This is a genomic window from Nocardiopsis eucommiae (genome assembly GCF_965344335.1).
GTDB classification, from domain to species: domain Bacteria; phylum Actinomycetota; class Actinomycetes; order Streptosporangiales; family Streptosporangiaceae; genus Nocardiopsis; species Nocardiopsis eucommiae.
In genome coordinates this window covers 269,649-292,592 of record NZ_CBDRIY010000001.1, presented here as the reverse complement: position 1 = coordinate 292,592, position 22,944 = coordinate 269,649, and the positions used below count along the sequence as shown (strand labels likewise).

The 22,944-nt window shown below is 72.4% G+C and carries 23 protein-coding genes; 5 read left to right on the top strand and 18 right to left on the bottom strand.

Translation table 11 applies throughout. From position 1 onward, the window contains the following. Window positions 1–230: 230 nt before the first annotated feature. Window positions 231–1,466, top strand: coding sequence for a cytochrome P450 (locus tag ACRWK8_RS01280; RefSeq protein WP_431867750.1), 1,236 nt, complete (start codon window positions 231–233; stop codon window positions 1,464–1,466). A gap of 45 nt (window positions 1,467–1,511) precedes the next feature. Here ACRWK8_RS01280 and ACRWK8_RS01275 read toward each other — a convergent pair whose 3' ends face one another. The 11 genes from ACRWK8_RS01275 to ACRWK8_RS01225 form a co-directional block, all read right to left on the bottom strand. Next, on the bottom strand, window positions 1,512–2,804 hold the full coding sequence (locus tag ACRWK8_RS01275; protein WP_431867748.1) for a cytochrome P450: 1,293 nt from the start codon (window positions 2,802–2,804) through the stop codon (window positions 1,512–1,514). Next, the gene (locus tag ACRWK8_RS01270; RefSeq protein ID WP_378735348.1) at window positions 2,801–3,412 is read right to left on the bottom strand and encodes a GTP-binding protein; all 612 of its coding nucleotides are present in this window, start codon (window positions 3,410–3,412) and stop codon (window positions 2,801–2,803) included. The genes ACRWK8_RS01275 and ACRWK8_RS01270 overlap by 4 nt, the downstream gene beginning before the upstream one ends. 46 nt (window positions 3,413–3,458) lie before the next feature. After that, window positions 3,459–3,854 (bottom strand): DUF742 domain-containing protein, encoded by a 396-nt coding sequence (locus tag ACRWK8_RS01265; protein ID WP_378734674.1) that lies wholly within the window; start codon window positions 3,852–3,854, stop codon window positions 3,459–3,461. Beyond that, window positions 3,851–4,270: a roadblock/LC7 domain-containing protein gene (locus tag ACRWK8_RS01260; protein ID WP_378734676.1), complete on the bottom strand. Its 420-nt coding sequence runs from the start codon at window positions 4,268–4,270 to the stop codon at window positions 3,851–3,853. The genes ACRWK8_RS01265 and ACRWK8_RS01260 overlap by 4 nt, the downstream gene beginning before the upstream one ends. Window positions 4,271–4,367: 97 nt before the next feature. Continuing rightward, the gene (locus ACRWK8_RS01255; RefSeq protein WP_431867745.1) at window positions 4,368–6,317 is read right to left on the bottom strand and encodes a sensor histidine kinase; all 1,950 of its coding nucleotides are present in this window, start codon (window positions 6,315–6,317) and stop codon (window positions 4,368–4,370) included. Window positions 6,318–6,643: 326 nt separating this feature from the next. Beyond that, complete coding sequence (locus ACRWK8_RS01250) at window positions 6,644–8,188, bottom strand: PTS fructose transporter subunit IIC (protein ID WP_431867743.1); 1,545 nt, start codon at window positions 8,186–8,188, stop codon at window positions 6,644–6,646. Further along, entirely contained in the window at window positions 8,185–8,634 is a 450-nt protein-coding gene (locus tag ACRWK8_RS01245; protein WP_378734682.1) for a PTS sugar transporter subunit IIA, read from the bottom strand. The genes ACRWK8_RS01250 and ACRWK8_RS01245 overlap by 4 nt, the downstream gene beginning before the upstream one ends. Window positions 8,635–8,789: 155 nt before the next feature. Continuing rightward, window positions 8,790–9,551 (bottom strand): DeoR/GlpR family DNA-binding transcription regulator, encoded by a 762-nt coding sequence (locus ACRWK8_RS01240; RefSeq protein ID WP_378734684.1) that lies wholly within the window; start codon window positions 9,549–9,551, stop codon window positions 8,790–8,792. Window positions 9,552–9,881: 330 nt separating this feature from the next. Continuing rightward, the gene (locus ACRWK8_RS01235) at window positions 9,882–10,259 is read right to left on the bottom strand and encodes a hypothetical protein (RefSeq protein WP_431867740.1); all 378 of its coding nucleotides are present in this window, start codon (window positions 10,257–10,259) and stop codon (window positions 9,882–9,884) included. Continuing rightward, window positions 10,256–11,326: a serine hydrolase domain-containing protein gene (locus tag ACRWK8_RS01230; RefSeq protein ID WP_431867738.1), complete on the bottom strand. Its 1,071-nt coding sequence runs from the start codon at window positions 11,324–11,326 to the stop codon at window positions 10,256–10,258. Before ACRWK8_RS01230 ends, ACRWK8_RS01235 begins: the two co-directional genes overlap by 4 nt. Window positions 11,327–11,353: 27 nt before the next feature. Next, entirely contained in the window at window positions 11,354–11,899 is a 546-nt protein-coding gene (locus tag ACRWK8_RS01225; protein ID WP_378734690.1) for an ArsR/SmtB family transcription factor, read from the bottom strand. Window positions 11,900–12,120: 221 nt separating this feature from the next. Between ACRWK8_RS01225 and ACRWK8_RS01220 the strand changes: the two genes are divergently transcribed. Further along, window positions 12,121–12,627, top strand: coding sequence for a DUF7144 family membrane protein (locus ACRWK8_RS01220; protein WP_431867736.1), 507 nt, complete (start codon window positions 12,121–12,123; stop codon window positions 12,625–12,627). Window positions 12,628–12,684: 57 nt separating this feature from the next. Here the strand turns inward: ACRWK8_RS01220 and ACRWK8_RS01215 are convergent, their stop codons facing one another. The 3 genes from ACRWK8_RS01215 to ACRWK8_RS01205 are packed head-to-tail and all read right to left on the bottom strand — an operon-like array spanning window position 12,685 to window position 15,374. Further along, on the bottom strand, window positions 12,685–13,464 hold the full coding sequence (locus tag ACRWK8_RS01215) for an ABC transporter ATP-binding protein (RefSeq protein WP_431867734.1): 780 nt from the start codon (window positions 13,462–13,464) through the stop codon (window positions 12,685–12,687). Next, window positions 13,448–14,485: a taurine ABC transporter substrate-binding protein gene (locus ACRWK8_RS01210; RefSeq protein WP_431867732.1), complete on the bottom strand. Its 1,038-nt coding sequence runs from the start codon at window positions 14,483–14,485 to the stop codon at window positions 13,448–13,450. Before ACRWK8_RS01210 ends, ACRWK8_RS01215 begins: the two co-directional genes overlap by 17 nt. 55 nt (window positions 14,486–14,540) lie before the next feature. Continuing rightward, window positions 14,541–15,374 (bottom strand): ABC transporter permease, encoded by an 834-nt coding sequence (locus ACRWK8_RS01205; protein WP_431867730.1) that lies wholly within the window; start codon window positions 15,372–15,374, stop codon window positions 14,541–14,543. 222 nt (window positions 15,375–15,596) lie between these two features. Between ACRWK8_RS01205 and ACRWK8_RS01200 the strand changes: the two genes are divergently transcribed. Continuing rightward, entirely contained in the window at window positions 15,597–16,718 is a 1,122-nt protein-coding gene (locus tag ACRWK8_RS01200) for a hypothetical protein (protein ID WP_431867728.1), read from the top strand. An 87-nt stretch (window positions 16,719–16,805) separates the two neighbouring features. On the opposite strand, the gene ACRWK8_RS01195 is transcribed toward ACRWK8_RS01200, so the two are convergent. Then, window positions 16,806–17,252 carry a carboxymuconolactone decarboxylase family protein gene (locus ACRWK8_RS01195; protein WP_378734701.1) on the bottom strand — a complete coding sequence of 149 codons (447 nt, stop codon included), beginning with the start codon at window positions 17,250–17,252 and terminating at the stop codon, window positions 16,806–16,808. Between the two features lie 95 nt (window positions 17,253–17,347). Here ACRWK8_RS01195 and ACRWK8_RS01190 point away from each other — a divergent pair, with 95 nt between their 5' ends. Further along, window positions 17,348–18,739 carry an MATE family efflux transporter gene (locus ACRWK8_RS01190; RefSeq protein WP_378734703.1) on the top strand — a complete coding sequence of 464 codons (1,392 nt, stop codon included), beginning with the start codon at window positions 17,348–17,350 and terminating at the stop codon, window positions 18,737–18,739. Between the two features lie 3 nt (window positions 18,740–18,742). Here the strand turns inward: ACRWK8_RS01190 and ACRWK8_RS01185 are convergent, their stop codons facing one another. Then, the gene (locus ACRWK8_RS01185; protein ID WP_431867726.1) at window positions 18,743–20,215 is read right to left on the bottom strand and encodes an FAD-dependent monooxygenase; all 1,473 of its coding nucleotides are present in this window, start codon (window positions 20,213–20,215) and stop codon (window positions 18,743–18,745) included. Window positions 20,216–20,316: 101 nt separating this feature from the next. On the opposite strand from ACRWK8_RS01185, the gene ACRWK8_RS01180 reads away from it, so the two are divergent. Further along, window positions 20,317–20,892 carry a TetR/AcrR family transcriptional regulator gene (locus tag ACRWK8_RS01180; RefSeq protein WP_431867724.1) on the top strand — a complete coding sequence of 192 codons (576 nt, stop codon included), beginning with the start codon at window positions 20,317–20,319 and terminating at the stop codon, window positions 20,890–20,892. Between the two features lie 48 nt (window positions 20,893–20,940). Here the strand turns inward: ACRWK8_RS01180 and ACRWK8_RS01175 are convergent, their stop codons facing one another. After that, window positions 20,941–21,654, bottom strand: coding sequence for a response regulator transcription factor (locus ACRWK8_RS01175; protein WP_431867722.1), 714 nt, complete (start codon window positions 21,652–21,654; stop codon window positions 20,941–20,943). Further along, entirely contained in the window at window positions 21,654–22,892 is a 1,239-nt protein-coding gene (locus tag ACRWK8_RS01170) for a sensor histidine kinase (RefSeq protein ID WP_431867720.1), read from the bottom strand. Before ACRWK8_RS01170 ends, ACRWK8_RS01175 begins: the two co-directional genes overlap by 1 nt. Window positions 22,893–22,944 lie beyond the last annotated feature (52 nt).

Genomic DNA, 22,944 nt, shown 5'->3' with positions numbered 1-22,944 from the left:
CCGGTCGGGCCGCCCCCACCACCGCGCCACCCGGAACGGCGCGGCCAACCCCATCCCGGACATCCGAATCCCCTCTCTTCGCGCGCGTTTCGGACTCCGGAAAGGCGGACCTCCCTCCCTTTTCGCCCGGAAATCGTGCCTGGACCGGATCAGGGGTGGATCGTGCCGGAACCCCTACCTACTGTGAGGGTTCCTCCGGACCTCCGCACGACCGTTGGGAGCCCGACCACGTGACCAGCACGCACAGCATCCCCGACCTCCTCTCCCCCGAGTTCTCCGACGACCCGTACGCCGCCTACTCCCTGCTGCGTGAACACGAGCCCCTGCTGTGGCACGCACCCACCTCCAGCTACGTCCTCTCCCGGTACGCGGACGTGCGACGGGTCTTCCAGGACCGCGAGGGAGCCTTCTCCACGGACAACTACGGCTGGCAGCTGGAGCCGGTGCACGGACGCACCATCCTCCAGCTGGACGGTCGCGACCACGCGACCAGACGGGCGCTGGTCGCCCCCGCCTTCCGCGGCCGGGAGCTCCGGGAACGCTTCCTCCCGGTGATCGAGCGCAACAGCCGGGCCCTCGTCGACGCCTTCCGGGACGAGGGCCGGGTCGACCTGGTCTCCCAGTACGCGACCCGGTTCCCGATCAACGTCATCGTGGACATGCTCGGCCTGGACCAGAGCCACCACGACCGCTTCCACGACTGGTACACCGCGATCATCGCCTTCCTCGGCAACCTCACCCAGGACCCCGGCGTCACGGAGGACGGGCTCCGCACGAGGGACGAGTTCGCGGAGTACCTGCTCCCGATCATCGCCGAACGCAGGAGACGGCCCGGTGACGACCTGCTCTCCCGCCTCTGCCACGCCGAGGTCGACGGCACCCGGATGACCGACGAGGAGGTCAAGGCCTTCTGTAGTCTCCTGCTCGCCGCGGGCGGGGAGACCACGGACAAGGCGCTGTCCGGCCTGTTCGCCCACCTGGTCACCCACCCGGGACAGCTGGCGGCGGTCCGCGAGGACCGGTCCCTCGTCCCCCGCGCCTTCGTGGAGTCGCTGCGCCTCTCCCCTCCCGTGCAGATGATCATGCGCCAGGCCAGCCGTGACGTGGAGATCGGCGGCGGGACGGTGCCCGCCGGGGCCACCGTCACCTGTCTGATCGGAGCGGCCAACCGGGACCCCGACCGGTTCACGGACCCGGACCGCTTCGACCTCTCCCGGCCGGAGCTGTCCGAGGCCACGTCCTTCTCGGCCGCCGCCGAACACCTGGCCTTCGCGCTCGGCCGCCACTTCTGCGTGGGCGCGCTGCTGGCGGAGGCCGAGGTACGGGTGGCCGTCAATGACCTGCTCGACGCCATGCCGGACGTGCGCCTCGCCGAGGGCGCCACCCTGGTGGAGGAGGGGCTGTTCACGCGGGGCCTGCGCGAACTCCCCCTGGAGTTCTCCCCGGTCCCCGGGCGCGTCGACTGACGCCGGGTCCGGGACCGGCGGGGCGGCGCCGTCCGGGACGCGTGGCTATCCCAGGCGGCGCCGCCCGCGACCGACGATGGGGCTGTACCGCGCGGGGAGCTCGTAGAGTCCGCGCATCCACACGGACGGACGCCACCGCAGCTGGTCCGGGGACACCCTCAGCCGCACGTCCGGCAACCGGTCCAGGAGGGTCTCCACGGCGGTGCGGGCGATCACCTCCGCCACCTCGGGCGCGGGGAACGGGCAACCGTGTTCCCCGTGCCCGAACGACATCTGGGCCCGATTGCTGCCGAAGATCCCCAGGTCACCCGTGTTGAGCCGGGGGTCCGCGTTGGCGGCGGCCATGCCGAGCACCAGCAGGTCGCCGCGCCTGATCCGGCGACCGCCCAGATCACAGGCCTGCACCGCCCACCGGCCGATGAAGTTCTGCGTGGGGGTGTTCTTCCACAGCACCTCGTTGAGCGCCTCACCGGAGCTGCTGCGTCCGCCCTGGAGCGTGAGGGAGAAGTGGTCGTCCATCAGCATCAGCCGCAGGGTGTTCCCGATCCAGTTGCCGGTGGGCGCCTGCGCCGCCGACATGATCACCAGCAGGTCGATCACCACCTCGTCGTCGGTGAGCCCCGCCGGGTGCAGCAGGAGCCGTGAGGGGATGTCGTCGCGCGGGTGGGCCCTGCGCTCGCTGACGAGCCGCCGCATCCGCTCCTGGACCCGCTGGTGGGCCTGACCGGCGTCGGCGCTGACGTCCAGGGAGACCAGGATGTCGCGTACCAGGTCGGGGACCTCCTGCCGCGGCAGCCCGTACAGCCGGGCGATCACCCCGGCGGGGATGTGGTGCGCGTACTGGCTGACGAGGTCGGCCTCGCCGTCCCCGGCGAAGTGGTCGATCAGGCCGTCCGAGACCTGTTCGCACAGCGTGCGAAGGTCGGCGCGGTCCGTGGCGTCGAGGGCGTCACCGATCGCTCCGGCGCGCCGCTGGTGTTCGGCTCCCTCCGCGAACATCACCGAGGGGGTCCACATCACGTACGGCATCAACGGCCAGGCGTCGTCGATGTGGTCCCACATGTTCCAGCGGCGGCAGTCACGGGCGAACCACTCGGGCCGGTCGGAGACGTGGTGCAGCTCCCGGTAGCCGAGGACGAACCACGCGGGGATGTCGCCGTCGAGGAGGATGGGGGCGACCGGACCGTAGTGGCGGCGCATCTCCTCGTAGAGGGCCACCGGGTCACAGGCGATGTCGGGTCCGTAGAAGCGCATGGCGTGCTCGTGGTCGGGCGACAGGGGCGCTGGTCCCCGGGTCGGGGGCACGAGCGCCCCCGGGGCTCCCACGTTGTCGTTCACGATGACCTCTCCGGTGCGGACACGGGCGGGCGGTGCCGGAACAGATGGCGGACGAGGGTGACCAGGACGTCGCGGCTGGACTCGCGGCGGCGGGCGTCGCACTCCAGCAGGGGGACGTCGTTGGACAGGTCCAGGGCGTTGCGCACGTCGTGCAGGTTCGGCCCCGGCCCGAACCGGTTGACCGCGACGACGAACGGGGTGTGGTGGTGTTCGAGCCGGTCGATGGCGTACCAGGAGTCCTGCACCCGGTCCGTGTCGACGAGGACGACCGCGCCGAGGCTGCCGGTGAAGATCTGTTCCCAGAGGAACCAGAAGCGTTTCTGCCCGGGGGCGCCGAAGAGGTAGAGGACCCGGGTGTCGTCGATGGTGATCCGCCCGAAGTCGAAGGCGGCCGTCGTGGTGCGCTTGTCACGGACCGCGCTGAGGTCGTCGACCCCGTCGCTGGCCTGCGTCATGACCTCCTCGGTGCTCAGGGGGCGCATCTCGCTGACCGAGCCGACCAGGGTCGTCTTCCCCACGCCGAAGCCGCCGACGATGACGATCTTCAGCGCCTGGCTGGCGGTTCTGGCCAGTGGCGGGCGGGTCGGGGCGGTCGCGTCCGCCGTCATCGGGGGCGGCGGGGTCAGCGGCGTGGTGGTCGTCCGTCCGTGTGGGTCAGAGCCGTTGAAGGGCAAGGAGCACCTGCTTCAGGGTCTCGGGGTCGTGCCTGGGTCCCCCTCGCGAGGGGAGGGACCGTACGGGTACGGGGTGCCGAGCGGCCACGGCGCCGGTGTCGAGCAGGTCGGTGAGGAGCACCTTGACGACGCTCACCGGTGCCCTGAGCTCCGCCGAGAGCTCCACCACGGCGGTGGGCCGGGTGCACAGCCGGAGGATGCTGGCGTGCTCGGACTGCATGTCGGGCGCGGGACCGGACTCGGCCACCACGAGGGTGACGGCGTCCATGGCCGGGTCGTCGGCGCGCCCCGAGGTGACCGTGTAGAAGCGGTCCGGCGCCTCGGGGCCGGAGGGGGCGCCCTGGGCGGGGGCACCGCGGCGCGAGGCGGCGTTCATCGGGACGGGCCCGCCTCGTGGGGCCTGCGTCGGGGACCGGCGGTGAGGTGCGCGCCGATCCGGTCGACGAGCTCGTTCATGTGGCGGGCGACCAGTCCCACCTTCGCCTCGAATCCGGCGATGACGGCCAGATGGGCACCCTGGCCCGCGCCGATGATGAGCAGGAGCCCACCGCCGTACTCCAGCATGGCCTGGCCCGATCCGGTGCCGTCACCGAACTCGGCGGAGGCGCTCAGGGACAGGCTCTGGACACCGGCCGAGATGGCGGCGAGCTGGTCCGCGCGGTCCACGTCCAGTTCCCGGGTGTGGCACATCCTGAGCCCGTCCCTGGACAGCACCAGGACGTGGCGGATGCCCGGTGTCCGGTGTCGCAGGTCCTCCAACAGCCAGTCGAGGCTGGCGTCCATGGTCGTCATGGGATCGCGGGGCGGTCGTCCCGACGCCGTGACGCCGGGTGCCCCTCCCTCCGTTCCTCTTCGTTCGGGGTGTCGTGGTACGGGGCGGGGTCGGTGCTCATCGACCGTCCTCCCAGAGGGTGCCCGGGCCGTTCTCCTGATCGTCGTCATCGTCGTCACGGAAGGCGGCGAGCCTGGTGGGCAGCTCTCTGCGTGTCTCGGGGTCGAAGTCCCGGCGCAGCGTGGGGAAGAGCTGCTCCGGGTTCTCCCGGACCGCCTGGGCCAGGGTGAGGCCACGGAACCGCTGCGGCATGTCGAAGCCGGGCTCGGGCCCGGTGTCCTCCCCGGGTCCGGCGGCGGGCCCGGTTCCCCGGTCGCTCCCGGTGCGGGGGGTGTCGGCGGCGTCCGAGAGGGGGTCGACCCGTGGCGCCTCGCGGCGGCCGGTGGTCCGTCGGGCCAACGGCGGGCGGGAGGGGGTCGGCGCGGATCCGGTCCAGGCGCGCGCGGCCGACCCGGTCCCGGACACGGGGGGCTCGGCCGCCGGCGCAGTGGACGCGGTCGTGCCGAGTGCCGGGGTGTCGGCCACGGTGTCCCCGGCCAGGACGTCGGCGGCGCGGTCCCCGGAACCGGGCGTTCCGTTCACGGAGGTCCGTTCCCCGGGCTCGGGCCACCGCGCGAGCTCGGCCCGCTCCTCCTCCCTCGCGAGTTCCTCCTCCCTCTCCCTCTGGAGCCGGGGAGGCAACGGCACCTCGTACGCGGTGACGAGGTGGGGCGGGATGAGCACGACCACTCCGGTGCCTCCCCGTGCCGAGGGCCGGAAGCTCACCTGGAGGCCGTACTTGTCCGCCAGGGCTCCCACCACGGCCAGCCCCATGCGCAGGCCGGGGAGGGTGGCCAGGGTGCGGGGTCGGTCGACGTAGTCCTCGGCCGCCCGGCGCTCGCGCTGGCGCAGTCCCCGGCCGCTGTCCTCGACGGTGACGGTGACCCCGCTGTCCTCCTCCTGCGCGTAGACGTTGACGTCGGTGCCGTTCGCGGAGAAGTTGGCGGCGTTGTCCATGAGCTCCGCGAGCACCTGGATGACCCCCTCCGCCGCGTAGCCGACCACCGCCGACCTGTGGGTGTAGTGCAGGCGGACCCGGCGGTAGGCGGTGATGCGGCCCTGGGCTCCGCGCAGGATGCTCTCCATACCGATGGGACGGTTCCATCGGCGCCCGGAGCGGCCTCGCGCGAGGGTCACGAACGCGTCCGCGAGGCGGCCGGTACGGGAGACGTTGTGGTCGACCAGCAGGAGGTCGTTGAAGACGTCCGAGCGGTCGCCGTAACGGAACTGCAGGTCGCGGAGCTGGGCGAGCAGGGTGGTGAGGTGGGCCTGGATCCGCCCGCCGATGTTGGCAGCCGAGATCAGCGCTGTGGCGCTCCGGCGCTCGGAGACCACGAGCTCCTCGACCAGGCGGGTGCGCAGGTGGGCCACGGCCGGGTGGACCTCGCGGAGCTCCCCGGCGAGGACCTCCTCCGCGATGGTGCGGTCCTCGCGGACGCGGTGCACGATGAACGGCAGGGTGGTGTCAGCGAGGTCGGTGACCTCGTTCTCGATCTCCGTGCGCGCCGCGCGTGCCTCGGTGGCGCTGCGCTCGGCCTCGGCGAGCCGGGTGGTGACGGCGTGGGCGAGACGGTCGACGGTGGGGTGGGTGGGCCGGGGGTGGTCGGCGAGCACGCGTGGGAGGGGCCTGCCCTCACGGGCGGCGTGGGCGAGGGCGGGCAGGAGGGCGTCCACGACCCGCGCCGTCTCCTCCTCCAGGGTGCGCGCACCCGAGCTGACCCTGGCGCCGTGGGCGAGGGCGACGCGCGCCACGGCCGCGTGGTAGACGGCGGTGGCCACGGCGGCGCACAGCAGCAGTGCGGCCAGACCGCCGACGAGGGCGATGACCGGTCGGGCCGGTTCGGGGCTCTCGATCACCGTCCAGGACCATGCGGGGGCGGTCAGGGCGGAGGCAGCCAGGAGGGCGACGAGTGCCTGTTGGCCGGGGCGCGGGAGAGGGCGTTTCCGGTCGGACAGGTGTACTGCCATGAATGGTTTCCTCGCGGCTTTCCGTGCGGGTGGCGGATTCGTTGCCGTCGCACCCGCCCGTGTCACGTGCAGTGGATTTCACCCCGGCGAAACCGGGGCGGCGGACGGATGTCACGTTAGTCCACCCCCGATTGGGCGCGCGGAGTTTTCCACAAGCGGGCCCCTCTGACAGGCCGAAGACCCAGAAAGGACCAATCGGGCTATTCCACCTTGATGAACCTTCCCGCATTGCCGTGTTTGCCAAGAAAGGTGGGCTTCGTGACTATGGTCGATTACCGCACACGAATCGGACCCGGGTCGAGATCGACGATCACGACCGCTCGGGGTCAGGCGGCCGCCGTGGCGGTGGCCCCGGCCGAGGCGGGTTGGCGGCGGCCGATGCTCTTGGCCAGCAGTACGGCGGAGGTGGAGACCGCGATCCCGATGAGGATGGCGACCAGGTACAGCAGCGGCCCTCCGACCAGGGGCAGGACGAAGACGCCCCCGTGCGGTGCCATGAGGGTGCTGCCGAAACCGATCGCCAAGGCGCCCGCGGTGGCCGATCCCAGGACGATGGAGGGGATGACCCGCAGGGGATCGACGGCGGCGAAAGGGATCACGCCCTCGGTGATGAAGGAGGCTCCGAGCAGCCAGGCCGGACGTGCGCTGGAGTGTTCGGCCGGGCTGAACAGGTCCCGTCTGATCTTGGTGGCCAGCGCCAGGGCGATGGGCGGGGTCATTCCCGCGGCCATGGCGGCGGCCATGATCGCGAACGCGGTCTCGCTGCCCGTGGTGAGCCCGCCGACGGCGAAGGTGTAGGCGACCTTGTTGACGGGACCGCCCATGTCCACGGCCATCATCGCGCCGACGATCCCGCCCAGCAGGATCGCGTTGGCCCCGCTCAGGCCGTTGAGCCAGTCGGTGATCGCCTGCATGGCCACGGCGATGGGTTCGCCCACGACCACGAACATCAGGGTTCCGACCACGACCACGCCGACGAGCGGCAGCACCAGGACCGGCATCACCCCGGCCACGGCGCGGGGCACGGGCACCCGACGCAGCGCGGCGACGACGGCCCCGGCAAGCAGGCCCGCGAGCAGACCGCCCAGGAAACCGGCCTCCACTTCCACGGCCACGGCCCCGCCCACGAACCCGGGGGCCAGTGCGGCCCGGTCGGCCATGGCGTACGCGATGAAACCGGCCAGGACGGGCACGAGGAAGTCCATCGACAGCGCGCCCGCCTGGTTCGCCAGAGCGGCCCAGCTGGTGAGGCTGAGGGCGTCGAAGTGTTCGGTGACCGGCGGGGCGTCGGTGATGTCGTATCCGCCCAGGGCGAAGCTGAGCGCCATGAGCAGCCCGCCGGCGGCCACGAACGGGATGATGTAGCTGACGCCGGTCATCAGCCACTGTTTGAGGTTGCTTCCGAAGCTGCCACCGCCGGTGACCTTGGTTTCGGGCCGGGGCACGCCGTCGTCCGGAGCGGTCGGCGCGGTTGTCCCGGGGTCGGCCCCAGCCGCCCCGGCCGCGGTTCCGGCCTTCGCGGAAGCGGACGCGCCGACCCTGCCGGGGGCGGGTTCGGCCCGCTGCTGTTCGGCGGCCTCGACAGCCTGCCGGACGAGCCCGGCCGCGTCCTTGACCGCCTGTTTGACCGTGGTCTCGACTCTGGGTTTGCCATCGAAGCGTTCGCGCCCCCGGACCCCGACGTCGGCGGCGAAGATCACGGCGTCGGCCGCCGCGATCTGTTCGTCGGCCAGAGCCGAGGTCCCCGCGGACCCCTGGGTCTCGACAGAGACGTCGTGCCCGGCGTCCCGCCCGGCCTGTTCGAGTGCCTCGGCCGCCATGTAGGTGTGCGCGATGCCGGTGGGGCAGGAGGTGACGGCGACGATCTTCACGAAGCCACCTCCGCACCCACGTACGCCGCCACGGCGGCCGGGTCGGTGGCGTTCAGGAGGGTCTTCGTGAACTCCGCGCGCATGAGTCGGCGTGCCAGGGCGGCCAGCACGGTCAGGTGGTCGGCGGCACCGCCCTCCGGAGCCGCGATGAGGAAGATCAGGCGAGCGGGTCCGTCGTCGGCTCCGAAATCCACTCCCTGAGCGCTGCGGCCGATGGCGAGGGTGGGCACCGTGACGGCCTCCGATCGGCAGTGCGGGATCCCGATACCGCCGGGCAGGCCGGTGGACATCTGTGCCTCGCGGTCCTCCACGTCGGCGAGGAACCGCTCGAGGTCGGTCACCCTGCCGGCCACGCGCAGGCGTTCGGCCAGGGAGCGCACCGCGGCACGCCGGTCGGTCGGAGCCAGGTCGAGGTCGACCAGTTCGGTGGTGACGAGTTCGGTCATGGTGTCGCTCCTGGGGGGTGAGTGAGCTGTCGACTGCGGTGACGCGCACGGGGGTGGGGGTGCGCGAATCGCGGGGCCACCGTTGGGAGTGCTCCCCCCGGTGGCGGGCCAGCCTGTCGTACGGGCACGTCCGGGGTTGGGCGTGACGGTGGCGATCACGCGATCACCACTTCGGTCTCCGCGTCGACGAGGGCTCCGCGGGCCTCTTCATCCAGGCCCTCGTCGGTCACCACCACGTCCATCTCGTTCAGGTGTGCGAATCGGCTGAACTGGTCGTCGCCGTACTTGCTGTGGTCGGCGAGCAGGACCCGGCGCCGGCAGGCGCGGACCATGGCGGCCTTGACCGTGGCTTCGGCGGGGTCGGGGGTGGTGCAGCCGCGTTCGGTGGAGAACCCGTTGGCGCCGAAGAATCCCACGTCGACGGTGAGTCCGTCGAGGACGTCCTGCGACCAGGGGCCCACGGAGGCCAGTGTGGTGGCGCGGACGCGCCCGCCAAGGAAGTGGAGCTGGCAGCCTCGTCGGCCCACGATCTGGTGGGCGGCGGGCAGGGAGTTGGTGACAACGGTGAGTTCCGCGCCTTCGGGCAGGAGGCCGGCCAGGCGAGCGGTGGTGGTGCCTCCGTCGATGAGGACGGTGCCCCGTTGGGGGAGTTGGGCGACCGCGGCGCGGGCGATGCGCTCCTTCTCGCTCTCGTTGGTGCGGTCGCGCAGGGGGACGCTGGGTTCGAAGTCCAGGCGTTCGACGGAGACGGCGCCGCCGTAGACCCGGCGCACCAGCCCTTGGCGTTCGAGGACCCCGAGGTCGCGCCGAATGGTCTCCGGTGCCACGGTCAGTTCCTCCGACGCCGACGAGACGTCGATGCGCCCGTCTCGGCGTGCCTTCTGCGCCAACAGTTGTCGACGCTCGGCCCCGTACATGCCCGATTCCCTCCGTTATCTGATTTGGTATTGACTGATTCTGCGTGTTGTTGCCATATTGTCAAGGGTCTGCGAATACCCGGAAAGACGCGGAGGCATTATGGCGACCGGCTCGAACCCCCGCCCGGACTTCGTGTGATCGCACGGCGAGCACCACGGATGCCGCCGCGGCCCCTGGGTGTTCCGCGCCGTTGATGCGGCGAAGATGATGCGGCGACGGGTTCGAGGATCTCCTCGGCGCCCCTGGTCCACACGAACGGCCGAGAATGGTCGTCCCACGTGTCGATGGGTTCTTGGTGGGACCAAGGGGGCGTGACGGGTCCCGGCCGCTCAGAGGGCCAGGAGGAGGACCAGGGCGACGGTCAGGCCCACGGTGAACACGGCTCCGATCCAACGAGCGCGCGCCCCGCCCTCGGCCGCGCTCCACGGCAGGGTCCGCCAGCGCGCCGCGCCCGCTCCCAGGGCGGTCGCGGCCAGGGCCGCGTTGACCCACCACAGGGCCGCAGGGAGGTGCAGCCACCCCACCGCGAGCAGGATGTACGCGGTCAACAGGACCACGCCTGCGGACCGCCGGACCACGCCGCCGCGATCGGGGAAGGCCCGCGCACCCTCTCCAGTGCGCGCGGACCGCACCATCTCCCAGGTCAGTGAGGCGGCGAACAGGGTCAGCACCGCCCACACGACGAGGGCGACCAGGGTGTCGTTCACTCCCCCTCCAAGAGCAGGTCGAGGGCGACGGAGTCCACGCCCACGGGGCCGTCCGCCAGCACGACCACGGCACGCCCGCCCTCACGGTCCAGAGCGACCATGGCCGCGAATCCACCGGTCATGCCGTTGTGCCAGGTGACCTCGGTGCCGTCGTGGTCGGTGACGAACCAGCCCAGGCCGACCCCGTCTCCCCGCCCGTCGTCCCAGCGGGGCTCCAGGGCCTCGACACCCGGCGCCCCTCCCCCCACCAGGGCCCGCGCGAGGAGCCCCATGTCGCCGCCGGTGGAGTGCACGCCACCCATGGGGGCCCAGGCGGCGTTGGCCGAGGGGGCGAAGGGGCGACCGTTGGTGCCGTGCCCGACGGCCGCCTCGGCGGGCACGTCCTCCGGGGTGGCGGGAACCACCGTGCGCTCCATGCCGAGTGGGGCGAGGAGGCGCTGGTGGAGGACGGTCTCGTAGTCGGTTCCGGCGGAGACCGCGAGGGCCTGGCCGAGCAGCGCGGCGCCGAGGTTGGAGTAGGCGAACCGGCCCCGGTCCGTGAGGTCGGCTTCGGCGGCGCTCCCCACGAGGTCCCGGACGTCACCCGTGTAGGGGTCGCGGTTGCGGAGGTTGTCCAGGAGCATGGTGACCGAGGTCAGCACCCCCGGAGGGTTCCTGGGGAGCCCGGACCGGTGCGAGGAGAGCTCGCTCAGGGTGACCGTCGCGGCGGGCGCGCCCTCCAGGTCCAGCAGGGTTCCGAGTTCGGTGTCCGGGTCCACCTCGCCGCGCTCGATCGCGTCGGCCAGCAGCAGCCCGGTCAGGGCCTTGGAGACGGACCCGATCTCGTAGAGGGTCGTCCCGTCCGCGCCGAAGTAGGCCTCCCTGACACGGTCGCCGTCGACCTCCACGACGGCCGCGGTCGCACGGGGGCCGTCCTCCAGCAGGGGTCGGGCGCGTTGCGCCAGCTCGGCGTCGCCGGTGACCTCCGAGGAGAGGGACGGGGCAACGGGCCGCACGGCGAACCCGACGGCCAGGACGACGGCGGCCACGACCGCCACGGTCGCTCCGGTCCGTGTACCGCTCCGCACCTGTCCCCCTCGTCCTCGTTCCGTGTCTCAGCCGCGCGAGGCGGTGAGGACCACCATCAGCGGGACCAGCCGCTCCGGCGGTATGGCATAGTGGCCGCGCCTGCGCGTGGCCAGCCAGCCCGCGGCGACCAGCAGGTTGACGTGGTGGTAGATCTGGCCGCTGGTGCCGAACTCCTCCCGCTCCTTGAGCCCGGCGACGGTGGTGACCCCGGAGTGGACCGCGTGCAGGATGCTGAGCCGGACGGGGTGGCCGAGGGCGTCCAGGTTCCCGGCCAGGGCGGACCAGTCGAGGTTCTCGATGGCCTCGACGGAGCTCCCGTACTGCCACTGGACCGGCTCCGACGCGCCCTCGACGGGGACGACGCCCGCGAAGACGACCGCCCCTTCGTCGGCGGTGCGTTCCTTGAGGGCCTCCAGGACGAAGAAGCGCTCGGCGTAGTTCGTCTCGGTGGTCGCGGTGTACGAGCGGTCGGCCCGCTCCAGCTCGGCGACCCGAGCCTCCAGGGCGGCGAGACGCTCCTCCGTACCGGCGCGGGAGGCAGGGGAGGCGGGGTCCGGGGTTGGTTCTGGCACGCGCCCACGCTACACGATTCTACGTTGTTACGTAAATACTGACCTCGATCGCCGCCACTCCGACCCAGGCGCCCCGGCTTTGCCCGATCCGGAGCAACGGGTTCCGTGCCCCTTACGCGCCGTGGCCGATGATGAAGGGGTGGAGCTGGTATCCGCCTGCTCGCGACACCAGAGAGGTCGCCCCCGTCAGAGACTCCTGGGCGACCGGCAGAGGAGCACCCATGCGGACACAGGCCAACGGTTGGCAGTTCTTCGTCGCCACGCTGCTCATCGTGACCGGAGTCATCAACGTGATCCAGGGCCTCGCGGCGATGTTCACCCCGGAGTTCTTCGTCGCCACCGAGACCCAGATGCTCATCCTGGAGTACGGCGCCTGGGGTGTCCTGCTCGGTCTCTGGGGCGCGGTGCTGGTCGTCGCCGGTCTGGCGGTCCTGTCCGGCAGCACCTGGGCGCGGGCCTTCTCCATCGTCCTGGCGGCCCTGAACGCCGTCGCCCAGCTCGCGTTCCTGATCGCGATGCCGCTGTGGTCGGTGGTGGTCATCGCCATCGACATCCTGGTGATCTACGGGCTGACCGCCGGATGGCCGATCGCGGTCGGCGACGAGGAGTCCGAGCGTTCCCGGGACGCCAGCTACCGGGCCGGGTACCGCGCCGCCCACGAACGGCCGCACGCCGCGCCCCGGCCGACCTCGTCCCCGGAACAGGGTCGTCAGCAGTCGACCGGGTGATCCACGGCCCCTTCCACCGCTCCCGCCCCAGGGGTTCGGGGCGGGGGCACGGCCGTGTCAGCGGGCCGCGGCACGTACGGCGTGCGCGATCCGGTCCCGGGTCGCCGTGAAGTCCGGGTGCGTACCCGGTTCTCCGGCCCTGGGCAGGTCCGACACCTCGTCGAGCACGATCCGCCCCGGCCGCGCGCTCAGCACCACGATCCGCGTGCCCAGGCGGACCGCCTCCCCGACGTCGTGGGTGATGGACAGCAGCGTCTTGCCGGTGAGGAGCCACAGGGAGCGCACCTCCTCCTGCATGCGCTCACGGGTCAGGGCGTCCAGTGCGCCGAACGGCTCGTCCATGAGCACGATCCCCGGGTCGGGGGCCAGGGCCCGGGCGATGGCCACCCGCTGGCGCATGCCCCCGGACAGCTCGTAGGTGCGCAGGTGCGCGGCGTCGGCCAGCCCCACCAGGGCGAGCTGGTGTTCCGCGAGGGCCCGCCGCTCCGCCCTGGCCAGACCCGCCATGCGGAGCCCGAACTCGACGTTCCCTCGCACGGTCATCCACGGGAACAGCGTGGGCCGCTGGAAGACCACGCCCCGGTCCGGTCCGGGGCCCCGGACCGGACGGCCGTTGACGGAGACCGTGCCCCGGGTGGGGCGGTGGAACCCGGCGACCAGCCGCAGCAGGGTGCTCTTTCCGGAGCCGGAGGGGCCCACCACCACGAGGTGCTCCCCCGCGTCCAGGCTCAGGTCGATGCCGTCCAACGCGGGCACGGTGGCTCCCCGCCGTCCGTCCCTGCGGTAGTCGTGTCCCACCCCGGTCAGTTCCAGGGCGGGTTCAGGGGCGTGCGGCATGTTCGGCTCCAGCGGGGGCGAGCGCGTTCTCGAAGGCCGTGGTGTCGGGCGCGGCGTCGATCTCGCCCTGCTCCGCCAGGAACTCGGCGGTGAGCCTCAGGTGCTCGGCCAGGGCACCGGGGGCGTCGGCGGTCCCCAGGAAGTCGCCGGAGGCCTGTTCCTCCGCGCTCAGGAAGACCAGTTGGTCGACCTGCTCGGCCGCCTCCTCCGGTTCCAGGTTGAGCTCGGCCGCGATGGCCGCCAGGGCCTCCTCCCGGTCCTCCCTGAGGAGGGAGACCGCGCGGTCCTGCTGCTCGACCCACGTGGCCAGGGCGTCGGGGTGGTCCTCGGCGAATCCGGTGGAGACCACCGCCAGGTCGGCGGTGACGTTGCCGCGTTCCGCCAGTTCGCCGCTGGTCACCAGGGGGCTGGCGCCCTGTTCGTAGAGCTGGCCGAGGACCGGGTACCAGACGAAGGCCGCGTCGAGGTCCCCGCGCTGCCAGGCCGCCTGGATGTCCGGGGGTTCGAGGTCGAGGAGTTGGACGTCGTCGGTGCCCAGTCCGGCCTCGTCCAGGGCGGCGATCAGGTGGTAGTGCGTGGTGCTGGCGAAGGGCACCGCGACGGTGCGTCCCGCCAGGTCGGCGACCTCGTCGATGCCCTCGGTCACGGCCAGGGCCTCGTTGTCACCGATGACGTCGTGGATCCACGGCACCTGGTAGTCGATACCGAGCGGCTGGGACAGGCCCCGGGTGACGGGGGCGCTGCCCGCCAGGGCGATGTCGAGCTCCCCGGCCAGGAAGGCGGTGTTGACGTCGCCGCCGGAGTCGAAGCGGTTCCAGACGATCTCGGTGTCGGGCAGGGCCTCCTCCAGCCAGGCGTGGTGCTTGACCACGAGGTCGCCGTTGGGGATCGACTGGTAGCCGATGCGCAGCTGACCGGGGACCCCGTCGGCCGGGTCCTCGGGGGTACCGGAGCAGCCGGAGAGGATCAGGGCCAGGGCCGCTCCGGCCGAGGCGGCGCGCACGGTGTGTCTCGGGGTCATGGGTGCTCCGTCGGGGGTGCGGGGGACGTTCGGGGACCGGTGGCTCGTGGCGGTCTCATTCCCTGCCCCGCCACGGCGCGACGGTGCGGTCCAGGGTCTGGAGGAGCCAGTCGAGGAGGAGGCCGGACAGGCCGATGACGATCAGACCGAGGATGACGACGTCGGTCTGGTTGTAGCGCTGGGCCTCGCGGATCATCCCGCCGATCCCGGGGACGCCGTTGACGGTCTCGGCGGCCACCACCGAGGTGTAGGCGACGCCCACGGCGATGCGGACTCCGGTCATGATCTCCGGCAACGAGTGCGGCAGGACGATCCAGACGGGAAGGTGCCAGGGGCGCGCGCCCAGCGACCGTGCGGCGTTCAGGTGGTCCGGTGCCACGCCGCGCACGGCGTCGGCGGTGGCCACGGCGACCGGGGGCAGCGAGGCGATGACGAGGAGCCAGATCTTGGGCTCCTCCCCGATACCGAACCAGATGACGAGCAGGCTGAGGTAGGCCAGCGGCGGCAGGGTGCGGACGAACGTGACGAAGGGGCCGAGCACGGCGCGGGCCACCGGGACCAGCCCGATGACCAGCCCGAGCAGCACTCCGCCGACCGTCCCGAGGACGCTGCCCACGAGGATGCGGCGCAGGCTGACCCCCAGGTGTTCCTGGAGGGTGTGACCGCTGTAGCCCTGGGCGCTGGTGGCCGCGGCCTGGTCCCAGACCGCTCCCGGCCCGGGCAGGATGACCGGCGGCCAGACCTCGGCCCGGGCGACGGCCCACCACACCAGCAGGAATCCGCCCACGGAGAGCGCCCGGAGCCCGAACGACCGCACCGCCGGTGCGATCCCGCCGCTCTCCGGCGCTGGGGCCTCGGCTGACGGGCGGTCCGGCGCGAGGACGCTCATCCGGGGAGCCCCGGGAGCCCCCGCAACGCGCGGGGACGGGTGGCGCGAGGTACGCGGGCCGGAGAGGAGGGCCGGTGGGGGCACATGTGTGGCGTCTTTCGAGGAGGGATCGACGAACAAACCAAACTATACAGGTAGGAAATTAGAAGTTTGGATCCGGGGAGTCTCCGCCCGCCGGAAGGTCCTGTGGACCACCGGGTTCTCCCGCCCCCGGAACCTAGGATGGAGGGCATGCGCACCCCCCACCCCCGCGTTCACGTGTCCGCCGCCGTGATGACCCACCCCTCCCGCGCCGAGTCCGCGAGAGGGGTCGCCCGGCGCACCGGCCTGCCCCTCACCGGTCTGGCCCCGGATCCCGAGCCGGACGGCCCGCCCACCGCGCTCCGCAGCGCCCGGGTCGCCTTCGGGGCCGCCGCGCGGCACGACGACACCACCCACCACCTGGTCCTCCAGGACGACGTCCGACTGGCCGAGGGCTTCGCGGGAACCGTGGAACACACCCTGGCCGCCCACCCGGAGGCCGCCGTCTCGTTCTTCGTCGAGTGGGGGTCGCGCACGGCGGCCCTGGCCCGATGGGCGGTGTTCACCGGGGCCGGGGTGGTTCCGGTGGTCAACCCCTACGTGCCCACCGTGGCGTTGGCGCTGCCCTCCGCGCTCTCCGTGGCGCTGGCCCGGTTCCTGGCCGACGAGGGTGGGGACGGGGAACCCGACGACCGGGCGGTGCTCCGCTTCGTCCGACGTACCGGGACCCGTGCGCTGGTGGCGGTGCCCACCCCGGTGGAACACGAGGAGCTGCCCAGCCTGGTCGGGAACTCGGAGCAGGGGGCACGCCGTTCGGTGTGCTTCGCCGCCGAGCCCGTGGCCGATGCCGTGACCTCGGTCCTGGAGCCGCCGTGCCTGCTCCCCCACCTGAACTGGACCAACGGGGAGACCTCTCTCATCGATCTCCAGCACGACGTGCCCGAGTCCCACGTGCCGCTGGCCCGCGCGCTGGCCGCCTGGGGAGTCGACGAGGAACGGACGGAGGCGGCCCTGGCGGCCGGTGCGGGGCGGGGCCCGGTGCGGCGGCTGGTACCGGAGCCCCACCTGGGCGCGGTCTGGCGCACGGCGGTGGCCAACGGCGCGGTGCTGGAGGGCCGGTGGCCCGGGGTGGTCGGCGGGCTGCGCGACAGACGGACCCAGGCGACGGTGGAGGGCGCGCTGGCCACGCTGGTACCGGGTGCCCTGCGCGCCCTGGTCGACGTCGCCGCCCTGGAGGAGCACCGGTCGGCCGTGGTCGACCTGACCCTGGACGCCCTGGAGTTCGGCGCCGAGCACTGCCCCGCGCCGAAGGAGGCCCTGTGACCGTACGGCTTCCCGCACGGTGACGCCCCCGCCCCCGTCGCGCCGCGTCCCCGCCGGAGGTGTGGCCCGGCGGGGGCGCGCGGAACCCTAACGCTCCTTGGGGTGCAGCTGGCTGGTGACCGCGAGCCGGTTGTAGAGGTTGATCATGGCGATGGCGGACATCAGCGCGGCGAGCTCGGTCTCGTCGAAGAACTCGGCGGCGGACTCGTAGGCCTCGTCGGAGACCCCGGTGCCGCCGAGTTCGGTCATCTCGTCGGTGAGGGCGAGGGCCGCACGCTCGCGCTCGGTGAACCGCTCACCGGCCTCGTACCAGGTGGAAACGAGGAAGAGCCGCTGCTGGGACTCGCCCTCCTTGAGCGCCTTCTGGGTATGAAGGTCCACGCAGAACGCACAGCCGTTGAGGACGGAGGCCCGGAGTTTGATCAGTTCGAGCAGCTTGACGTCCAGATGGTCCGCGATGACCAGGTCGATCTCGTCGAGCTTCTTGTAGACCTCCGGCAGCTTCTTCGCCCACACCACGCGCTTTTCGGCCATGAGAACCGTCCCCTCGTCATCGGACACGCTGTCAAGCCAGATGCTACGACCTCGCCGCCGTCGACGCCCAACCCCCGGAGGAGTCCTCCCCACGCATGTCAGCACGCACCGACCGGACCCGTGTTCCGGAGCCCCCCTCCACTCCGGCGGACCCTCCCCAGCGCGCGGGGCCGATCGCCCGGCGGATCGCGGGCAAGGCTCTCCCGCTCTACCTCTCCATGCTGTCCACCCTCATCGGGAGCGCGGTCACCGCGGCGGTCCTGGGCAACACCGGGACCGTGGAGCTGGCCGCGTACGCGCTGGTGATCGCCGTGTTCAACCCGATGATCATGGTCGTGCACGGCACCCTGCGGGGCTCCATGCCCTTCTTCACCGAGAACGAGGACGACCCCCGGGCCCTGGCCCCGGTGCTCCGGGACAGCCTGTGGCTCAGCCTGTTCCTGGGGATCGTGGGCGGACTGCTGATCCTCGCCGTCCCCGTGGGCGCGCGGCTGGTCGGGGTGGCCGAACCCACCGTGGCCGTGCTGGGCCTCTACCCGCTGCTCATGGCCGGATACGTGGTGCTGGCGGCGGTCAAGAACGCGACCACCGTGCTGCTGGTCGGGTTGGGGCACACCAGGGCGGTGCTGGCGCTCTCCCTGGTCTCCGTGGCCTTCTCGCTGGTGGCGACCCCGACCCTGGTCCTCGGACCGGGGCCCCTCCCGGCCCTGGGGCTGTTCGGCGCGGGGGCCTCCATGCTCGCGATGAACGTGGTCACCGTGGGCCTGAACTTCGCGGTGGTCAGGCGCGGGACGATCCTGCGGGGGCACCCGATCGGGTTCGGCGCGCCCCGGTGGGCGGGGATCAGCCGGATGGCGAGGGTCGGACTCCCCACGGGTTCCACCCTGCTGATCAAATCCGGGTCACTGAGTGTCCTGGCCGTGGTGGTCGCCCGGATCGGCCCCGAGGAGGCCGCCGTCCACCAGGTCGCCGTGGTGCTCGTGGGAATGGCCTTCATCTCCTTCGTCGGCGTGGGCCAGGCCACCGTCCCGTTCACCGTGCGGGCGGCCGGGGCCCGCGACCGGGCCCTGGTGGTGCGCACGGTCCTGGCGAGCTACCTGGTGTCGCTCCCGGTGATGCTGGTCAGCGGGGCACTGCTCTGGTGGGCGGCGGGGCCGCTGGTCTGGCTGTTCACCGACGATCCCGGGGTACACGCCGGGGTGGTCGCACTCGTTCCGCTGCTGTGTCTGGTGGGTGCCTTCGACGCCCTCCAGTCGGCGCCCAACTCGGGACTGCTGGGGCTCAAGGACACCCGGCCCGCCATGTACGCGTTCGCCCTCGGTTACGGCACGCTGGTGCTGGCCTCGGTGCCGCTCGTGGAGCACGGCGGTCTGACCGCTCTGTGGGGCGCCAACGCGGGCGCCACGGCGTTCCTGGTGGCGGCGCAGTGGTTCTCGTTCCTACGGATGTCGCGCCGCGTGGCGCCGGATCCGGAGGCCCCCGCCTGACGCTCAGGCGGTACCGGTCCACGCGGTGAGGGCCGCGCGGACCTGCTCGGCGGAGGGCCGTTCGGCGCTCCAGGCGACGTGGCCGTCGGGGCGGACGAGGAGTGCGTCCGCCCCCTCGGGCAGGTCGCCGACGACCCGCAGGGCGCGCACCCGGTCGGCCCAGGGCCTCGCGGCCTCGGCCGAGGCTCCCACCCTGGTGGTGTCCAACAGGGTGAACCGGGTCGGGTCCACCAGCTCGTACAGCCGCGTGGTCTCCCCCTCGTGCACCAGCGGGAGGTCGTCCACACGCCGCCCCACCGAGGCGGAGTCCATCACCTGATCCGGCCGGCGGTAGCGCACGCTGAGACCGGAGACCAGTCGGCGCATCGCAGCGGACACCCGGCCGACCCGGACCAGGCGGGGGACCACGTGGGGACGGATCGCGCGGACCAGCCCGGGGGCCACCGCCATGCGCTGGATGAAGTCGGTGACGCGCAGGGTCTGGCGGCCCACCGGATGGCGTTCGTCCTCGTAGGTGTCGAGCAGCCAGTCGGGCGCCCACCCCCGCTCCTGCGCGACCAGCTTCCAGGCCAGGTTGGCGGCGTCCTGGATACCGGTGTTCATCCCCATGGCACCCATCGGGGAGTGCACGTGCGCCGCGTCCCCGGCGAGCAGGACCCGTCCGACCCGGTAGTGGTCCGCCTGACGGCGTTCGCTGAGGAAGCGCGTGGACCAGCTCATCTCCGCGACGCTGACCTCTCCGTCGGTGATCCGCCCCAGGGAGTCGTTGAGCTCCTCCCTGCTGACGGGCTGGTCCAGTGGCACGTCCTCAAGGCTCCGGTCCCAGACGATGGCCCGGTACCAGCCGTCCCCGTAGGGCGGCAGCAGCGCGAGCCCGTCCGGGCCGACGTAGGGATTGATCGCTGGGGGCAGTTCCCGTTCCGGGCGGACGTCGGCCAGCAGGATGTGCGTGTCGTAGCTGCGTCCGCTGAACCCCACCCCGAGCAGCGAACGGACGGCGCTGTGCGCCCCGTCCGTGCCCACCACGTAGGCGGCGCGCTCGGTGTGCGAGCCGGTCCGGGAGCGGACGGTGAGCGTGACCCCGTCCTCGTCCTGGTCGAGAGCGACGACCTCGGCGCCCCTCCTGATCCGGACCCCGAGGCGTTCGGCGCGGCGTTGGAGGAGCGCCTCGGTGCGCGCCTGGGCGACGGTGAGCACGTACCTGAACCGGCTCTCCGGGTGGCGCAGGTCCAGCGCCACCTCCCGACCGCCCATGGTGACGCGGACACGCGAGACCTCGAAGCCCTGGTCGACGATCTCGTCCGCGATCCCGCGCATGTCGAAGAGTTCGAGGGTGCGGGCGTGCAGGGCGAAGGCGCGGGTCAGGTTGGACTCCTCGGCGCGCTTCTCCAGGAGGGTGACGTCCGTCCCGGCCTCCGCGAGGTCCCCCGCGAGCATGAGGCCGGTGGGTCCGGCTCCGACGACGATGACGCTCATGCCGCTTCTCCTTACGGCGATTCAACGGTACTCTCAATACCGGAACTCTTAGTACCGATACTACGAGTACCCCAACCACTGTCAAGAGCTCGGGAGAGGGAATGCGCAAGGGACGAGGTGGCCGTCGCCCCGACCCCGCCGTGGACGAGGCCATCCGGAGGGCCACGGCGGAACTGCTCCCGGAGCGCGGCTTCGACCTGACCTTCGACGAGGTCGCCCGGCACGCCGGGGTGGGGCGCACCAGCGTGTTCCGCCGCTACGCCACCAAGCAGGAACTGATCCTGGCCGCCGCCGAGCAGATCACCATCGACCGGATCGAGGTCCCCGACACGGGTACGCTCCTCGGCGACCTGACGCTCGCCGTGCGCGCCGTCCACGGCGTGTTCGCGGAGCCCGCCACGCAGGCCCTGGCCCGGCACGCCCTCGTGGCCGCGCTCCGGGAACAGGCGGGGGCGGTCATCATCCGCACCCTGCTCGACCGGCGTCTGGAGCTGGTCACCGCGCTCCTGGAGCGTGCGGTGGAGCGGGGCGAGCTCTCCGGGACCGGCCGAGCCCGCCTGGTGGCCGACCTGCTCTCCGGGATGCTCATGGCCCGCCTCGCCGCCGGGCAGCCGCTCCCCGAGGAGCAGGAGTGCGACGCGCTCGCCGCCGCCATGGCCACCGCCGCCGCGGCCTGACCCCCGGCCGGACGGGCCCCTGACCGAACGGGCCCGGAGGACCGTGCCTCAGTCCTCCGGGTCGCGGGCGTCGTGCGTGAGCAGGGCCAGCTGGATCCGACCCGACAGGTCCAGCTTGGTCAACGCGCTGGACACGTGCGCCTTGACCGTGCCCATGGACATGTGGAGCCGATCAGCGATCTCCGTGTTGGACAGCCCCTCGGTCACCGCCTCGGCCACGTCCCGCTCCCGTGCGGTGAGCAGGGCCAACCGGGCACGGGCGCGGTCGCGGCGGGTGGGCACCTCAGTACGCTCCACGGGGTCGGCCCCGGCCACGCGGTCCATCAGCGCGCGGGCAACGCTCGGCGACAGCACCGGTTCGCCCAGGGCGGCACGGCGCACCGCCTCGACGATCCGCGCCGGGTCGGTGTGCTTGAGCAGGTACCCGGCGGCTCCCGCGCGCAGGGCCCGCACCACGGTGGTGTCGGCGTCGAAGGTGGTGAGCACGAGTACCTGCGGCCCCGGAGCCGGGCCCGCTCCCCCGACCGGCCCCGATCTCAGCCGCGCGGTGGCGGCGATGCCGTCGACTTCCGGCATACGCACGTCCATGAGGACCACGTCCGGGCGGTGCTCGGCCACGGCGGCCGCCACCTGGGAGCCGTCGTCGGCCTCGCCCACGACCTCGATGTCTCCGCCTCCGGAGAGCATCAGGCGCAGACCGGCGCGTACCAGGGCGTCGTCGTCCACGAGCAGGACCCGGACCGGAGTGTTCACGTCCTCCACTATCGCACCTCTCGGCCGTGTTCCCCGGCGGCACCGGCGGGCTGGTCGATCGGCCAGGGCAGCACGGCGGTCAGCTGGAACCGCCCCCGGGAGGGGCCGTGCCTCAGACGCCCTCCGTCCAGGTGCACGCGCTCTGCCAGACCCGCCAGCCCCGCCCCTGCTCCGGGGATCTCGCTGGCGGCCCTGCCGATCGGCAGCACGTTGCTGACCACGATCACGAGTTCACGGCCGGGGGAACCGGTCACCGTGACCGCCACCTTCGCGCCCGGCGCGTGCTTCCGGGTGTTGGTCAGCCCCTCCTGAACCACCCTGTAGGCGGTGCGCCGCACCTGTTGGCGCGGCTCGGCCCCTTCGGGCAGGTCCGAGGTGTAGGAGACCTTCTCCCCCGCGTCGACCGCCTCCGTCACCAGCCGTGTCACGTCCGCGAGCCGGGGTTGGCGGGTCTCCTCGTCCTCCCCGGAGAGATCACCCGAACGCAGCACCGTGAGGATCTCGCTGAGTTCGTCCAGCACGCGGTGCGCGTTGTCGCGGATCACCCGGACCGCCGTCCCCACCTCCGACGCCCTGAGCGGCGCGGCCTCGCCGGACTCCGCCCGCTCGGTCCGGTAGGCCAGCGCCCCGGCGTGCACGGACAGCAGGGACATGCGGTGGGCGACCACGTCGTGCATCTCGCGCGCTATCCTGCGGCGCTCGTCCACCCGAGCGGCGGCCAGCCGTTCCTCCCGCAGTTCGCGTTCGCGCCGCACGTCCTCCCGCAGCCGCTCGACCAGTCGCCTGCGGGAGCGGATGGCCGCTCCCCACGCCAGGTAGGCGCTCATCAGCACGAGGATGCCGATCGCGGTGAGGACGGAGTCGCCGGTGGATCCGGGCACCAGCACGGCCCAGGGCAGACCGAGGACCACGGCCAGGAAGGCCCCCAGCGCCGCCTGCGGCAGGGGCCGGTAGACGGCCAGACCGATGATGGAGACGGTCAGCGCGCCGATCACCGAGGTGGAGAACGAGGCGAGCAGGACGACGACCAGGGCCACGGCCAGCGGGTGGGATCGACGCCACCAGAGCGCGGCGCAGGCGGGCGGGAGGCAGGCCAGGTCGAGCCAGAGGACCCAGGCGGGCACGCGGTCGGTCGGATGCAGGTCCGTGGCGTAGGAGGCGTAGCCCAGGAGCCCGAAGACGACCGCGAACACCACGAGGAGGACGTCCACCACGAGGTCGCGGCGGCCTCGGCGACGCGTCTCCATGTGTCCCTCCCCCCGTCACGTCCGGCCTGGATTCCAGCCTAGAGCGCCCCGG

Excerpts from the sequence above, each read along its gene's own strand:
- ACRWK8_RS01260 (WP_378734676.1), bottom strand. The coding sequence starts at position 4,270 with ATGACGACCATGGACGCCAGCCTCGACTGGCTGTTGGAGGACCTGCGA.
- ACRWK8_RS01190 (WP_378734703.1), top strand. The coding sequence starts at position 17,348 with ATGTCAGCACGCACCGACCGGACCCGTGTTCCGGAGCCCCCCTCCACT.
- ACRWK8_RS01205 (WP_431867730.1), bottom strand. The coding sequence starts at position 15,374 with ATGAGCGTCCTCGCGCCGGACCGCCCGTCAGCCGAGGCCCCAGCGCCG.
- ACRWK8_RS01220 (WP_431867736.1), top strand. The coding sequence starts at position 12,121 with ATGCGGACACAGGCCAACGGTTGGCAGTTCTTCGTCGCCACGCTGCTC.
- ACRWK8_RS01195 (WP_378734701.1), bottom strand. The coding sequence starts at position 17,252 with ATGGCCGAAAAGCGCGTGGTGTGGGCGAAGAAGCTGCCGGAGGTCTAC.
- ACRWK8_RS01245 (WP_378734682.1), bottom strand. The coding sequence starts at position 8,634 with ATGACCGAACTCGTCACCACCGAACTGGTCGACCTCGACCTGGCTCCG.
- ACRWK8_RS01200 (WP_431867728.1), top strand. The coding sequence starts at position 15,597 with ATGGAGGGCATGCGCACCCCCCACCCCCGCGTTCACGTGTCCGCCGCC.
- ACRWK8_RS01170 (WP_431867720.1), bottom strand. The coding sequence starts at position 22,892 with ATGGAGACGCGTCGCCGAGGCCGCCGCGACCTCGTGGTGGACGTCCTC.
- ACRWK8_RS01180 (WP_431867724.1), top strand. The coding sequence starts at position 20,317 with ATGCGCAAGGGACGAGGTGGCCGTCGCCCCGACCCCGCCGTGGACGAG.
- ACRWK8_RS01255 (WP_431867745.1), bottom strand. The coding sequence starts at position 6,317 with ATGGCAGTACACCTGTCCGACCGGAAACGCCCTCTCCCGCGCCCCGGC.
- ACRWK8_RS01215 (WP_431867734.1), bottom strand. The coding sequence starts at position 13,464 with ATGCCGCACGCCCCTGAACCCGCCCTGGAACTGACCGGGGTGGGACAC.
- ACRWK8_RS01265 (WP_378734674.1), bottom strand. The coding sequence starts at position 3,854 with ATGAACGCCGCCTCGCGCCGCGGTGCCCCCGCCCAGGGCGCCCCCTCC.
- ACRWK8_RS01185 (WP_431867726.1), bottom strand. The coding sequence starts at position 20,215 with ATGAGCGTCATCGTCGTCGGAGCCGGACCCACCGGCCTCATGCTCGCG.
- ACRWK8_RS01240 (WP_378734684.1), bottom strand. The coding sequence starts at position 9,551 with ATGTACGGGGCCGAGCGTCGACAACTGTTGGCGCAGAAGGCACGCCGA.
- ACRWK8_RS01270 (WP_378735348.1), bottom strand. The coding sequence starts at position 3,412 with ATGACGGCGGACGCGACCGCCCCGACCCGCCCGCCACTGGCCAGAACC.
- ACRWK8_RS01210 (WP_431867732.1), bottom strand. The coding sequence starts at position 14,485 with ATGACCCCGAGACACACCGTGCGCGCCGCCTCGGCCGGAGCGGCCCTG.